3 protein-coding genes are annotated in these 3,378 nt (G+C 72.7%); 1 reads left to right on the plus strand and 2 read right to left on the minus strand.

The window, feature by feature from the left end:
* Nucleotides 1–90 precede the first annotated feature (90 nt).
* Entirely contained in the window at nucleotides 91–636 is a 546-nt protein-coding gene (locus ABZ693_RS35980) for a TetR/AcrR family transcriptional regulator (RefSeq protein ID WP_359885706.1), read from the minus strand.
* A 113-nt stretch (nucleotides 637–749) separates the two neighbouring features.
* Nucleotides 750–2,267 (minus strand): MFS transporter, encoded by a 1,518-nt coding sequence (locus tag ABZ693_RS35985; protein WP_359885707.1) that lies wholly within the window; start codon nucleotides 2,265–2,267, stop codon nucleotides 750–752.
* A gap of 448 nt (nucleotides 2,268–2,715) precedes the next feature.
* On the opposite strand from ABZ693_RS35985, the gene ABZ693_RS35990 reads away from it, so the two are divergent.
* A partial coding sequence (locus ABZ693_RS35990; RefSeq protein ID WP_359885708.1) for an MFS transporter occupies nucleotides 2,716–3,378 on the plus strand: 663 nt, incomplete at its 3' end.

The raw sequence follows: 3,378 nt of genomic DNA on the forward strand, positions 1-3,378 counted from the left end.
CCCCAGGCCCCCTTCGTCCCCGCCCCGGCCGCCGCCGAGCAGCGGCCCGGAAACCGCGGATCCGATCCGGCCGGGGCACGCCCGGCGTGTTCAGTGGTGCGGCGGCCAGAGGCCGTCGACGAGGACGGTCAGTACCTGATCGGCCTCGTCGGGCGCGTTCTCGCGGGTCCAGGCCGCCGCGGCGATCAGGGCGAACAGCTGGGTGGGCGAGAGATCGGCGCGTACCTCGCGGGCCCGCTGGGCCCGTTCCAGCAACTGTTGGCCGGACGACTGCATCGACGTGCAGGCCTCGTTCAGTTCGGAGGTCTCGTCCTTGAGACTGTGCATGAGCGCGGTGACGAGACCCCGGTACGTGGTGGCGTGGGCCACCGCCGCCCGGACCCAGGTGGCGAGGGCGTCGCCGGGCGACTCGGCGGCGAACAACTCCTGGGCAGTCGACCCGAGTTCCGCGATGCTGTCGCGGAGGACCGTCTCCAGCAGGGCTTCCCGGGTGGGGAAGTGGCGGTAGAGCGTGGCGTTGCCGAGGCCCGCCTGCTTGGCGATGTCGTCGAGCGAGGTGTGGATGCCGTGCTCGTCGAAGGCCCGCCGGGCCTCGGCCAGGAGTCGCTCGTAGTTGCGGCGGGCGTCAGCGCGCATCGAACCGACCTCTTCTCGACCGGATGGGGAGCCGGATGGGGTGCCGTACGGGAAACGGGGCAGGCCCCGACTCTAACCCGGCGCCCTGCCGGTCTCCGGTCCGGTCCGGAGGGTCACTCCGGACCCTCCGCCTCGGCCCTCGCCCCGGCGTGGCCGACCGGGGCCGGGCGCATCAGCAGGGTGAGCAGGACGGTGAGGGCGGTGAAGCCGGCACCCCAGGCGAAGGCGGTGGTGACGCCCTCGGTGAGGACGAAGTCCGCGGCGGCCTTGGTGCCGAGTCCGGCCGGCACCTCCTCGGCCGCGTCGCGCGCGGCGGCGCCGAAGACGGTGACCATGAGGGCGAGTCCCAGCGCGCCGCCCGTCTGCTGCATCACGTTCAGCAGCCCGGACGCGGCGCCCGTCTCCTTCGGCGCGATGCCGGACATGAGGACGGTGGTGACCCCGACGAGCAGGGTGCCCATGCCGAGACCGGCGACGAGCAGAGGGCCGAGCAGGGCGGAGAGGTAGTCGGCCTCGGGGGTGAGCCGGGTGAACCAGACCAGCCCGGCGCTGATCGCGGCGGCTCCGGCCGCGGTCAGCAGGCGCGGCCCGGTCCTGGGCAGCATCCTGGCGGCGACACTGGAGGCGCCGAGGATGAGCAGGGCCAGGGGGACGAAGGCCAGGCCCGCCTGGATCGGCGTGAAGCCGAGCACCTCCTGGAGGAACTGGGTGAGGAAGAAGAACATCGCGTTGCCGGCCGCCATGACGAACAGCAGCGCGAGATAGCCGGTCGCGCGGTTGCGGTCCGCGAGCAGGCGCAGCGGAGTGATCGGCTGCTCGGCGCGGCTCTCCACGACGACGAAGACCGCGAGCAGGACGGCGGCGAGGGCGAAGGACGTCAGGGTCAGTGGGTCGGCCCAGCCGCTCTCGGCGGCCCGGATGAATCCGTACACCAGGGCGCTCATCCCCGCGGTCGAGGTGAGCGCGCCGCCGAGGTCGAATCGGGCGGGCTTGCGCGTGGTCTCGTGGAGGAACACGGGGGCGGCGATCAGCAGCGCGATGCCGATCGGCACGTTCACGAACAGTACCCAGCGCCAGGACAGCCAGTCCGTCAGCAGGCCGCCGCCGACGAGCCCGATGGCCGCGCCGGAGCCGGACACCGCCGCGTACAGGCCCAGCGCGCGCGCCCGGGCCTTCTCGTCGGGGAAGTGGGTCGCGATCAGCGCGAGCACGGTGGGAGCGGCCAGGGCGGCGCCGACGCCCTGCAGCGCGCGGGCCGCGAGCAGGGTCGCGGCCGAGCCCGCCAGACCGCCGAGCAGGGAGGCGGCGGTGAACACCGCGACGCCGGTCATCAGGCCACGGCGGTGTCCGAGGACGTCACCGGCGCGGCCGCCGAGCAGGAGCAGACCACCGAAGGCCAGCAGATAGGAGCTGAGGACCCAGGAGGCGCCGGTCGCGCTGAAGCCGAGCGCGGCCTTGAGGTCGGGCAGGGCGATGTTCACCACGTTCACGTCGAGGATGAGCATCGTCTGGAGGGTGAGCACGAGGGCGAGCACCATGCGGTTCCCCCGCCGGCTCGCCGCCTTCGCGGGACCGGGGGCGGTGGGGGTGTCGTGCCGGAAGGCGGTGCGCGGGACGGTCTCTTCGCTCATGGGCCGGGATCTCCTCGGAGGAAGAACAGGGGACAGTCCCCGGTTCTGTCCCGGAAAAATACAGGGACAGTCCCCGTTTAGCAATCGGGTGTGTGCGCGGGGCAGTTGAGCTGGATGACTCCCGGGGGGCTTGTAGGGGGCGGTCGCGTGGGGGTACGGGATGCCGAGCGCCCGCCCTCGTGCCTCCGGACGGTCGCCCGGAGGTACGAGGGCGGGGTGCCTGTTCCGGTCAGGACCGGGTCTCGCCGCCGCAGTACCACTCGCCGTGCCGGGTGCCGCCGCTGTGGCGGGCCTCGCACAGACGGACCGGGACGTTCTCGGCGATGTCGTAGTTGCTGTGCGGGTTTCGTGGAGGCTCGTGAGGGTGACCCTGCCGGTGACAGTCTCCGGGGGAGTGGCCTCAAGGCGGATCTGGCAGGCCCCCACCAGGGCCCCGAACCTGAGTGCCATGACGACCACCGAACCGATCGCCGCGACGGCCGTGCCGCCGGCTCCCGCCCGGATGACCGCACGCCAGGTGGCGGCCCTTGTGGCGCTCCTGGCCGCGCAGTTCATGCTGGCCGCCGACTTCTCCGTCCTCAATGTCGCCCTGCCCGAGGTCGGCACGGCCCTCGGCTTCTCGACCGGTGGTCTGCAGTGGGTCGTCACGGTCTTCACCCTGTGCGCGGCCGGCTGCACCCTCGTCTTCGGCCGCCTGGGCGACTACCTGGGGCGCCGTCGCGTCTTCACCGCGGGAATGACCGTCCTCGCGCTCGCCTCGCTCGTCGGCGGCGTCGCCGGCTCGCCCGCGATGCTGCTGTGCGCCCGCGTGCTCCAGGGCCTGGCCACCGCCGCCGTCACACCCGCCGCGCTCGCCCTGCTGACCACCGCGTTCACCGAACCCGCCCTGCGCACAAGGGCGCTGGGGCTGAACAGCGTGATGATGAGCTCTGGATTCAGCGTCGGCGCCGTGCTCGGCGGTCTCCTCACCGACGTGCTGTCCTGGCGCTGGGCCTTCTTCGTCAACATCCCGGTCGCCGGTGCGGGTGACATCGGAGGTCAGCTGCACCAGTCCGCAGCCCTGCGCGCGGGAGGTCTCCACGGCCCACTCGATGAGCTGCGTGCCGAGACC

The sequence above is a fragment of the Streptomyces laurentii genome, from assembly GCF_040635425.1.
GTDB classification, from domain to species: domain Bacteria; phylum Actinomycetota; class Actinomycetes; order Streptomycetales; family Streptomycetaceae; genus Streptomyces; species Streptomyces laurentii.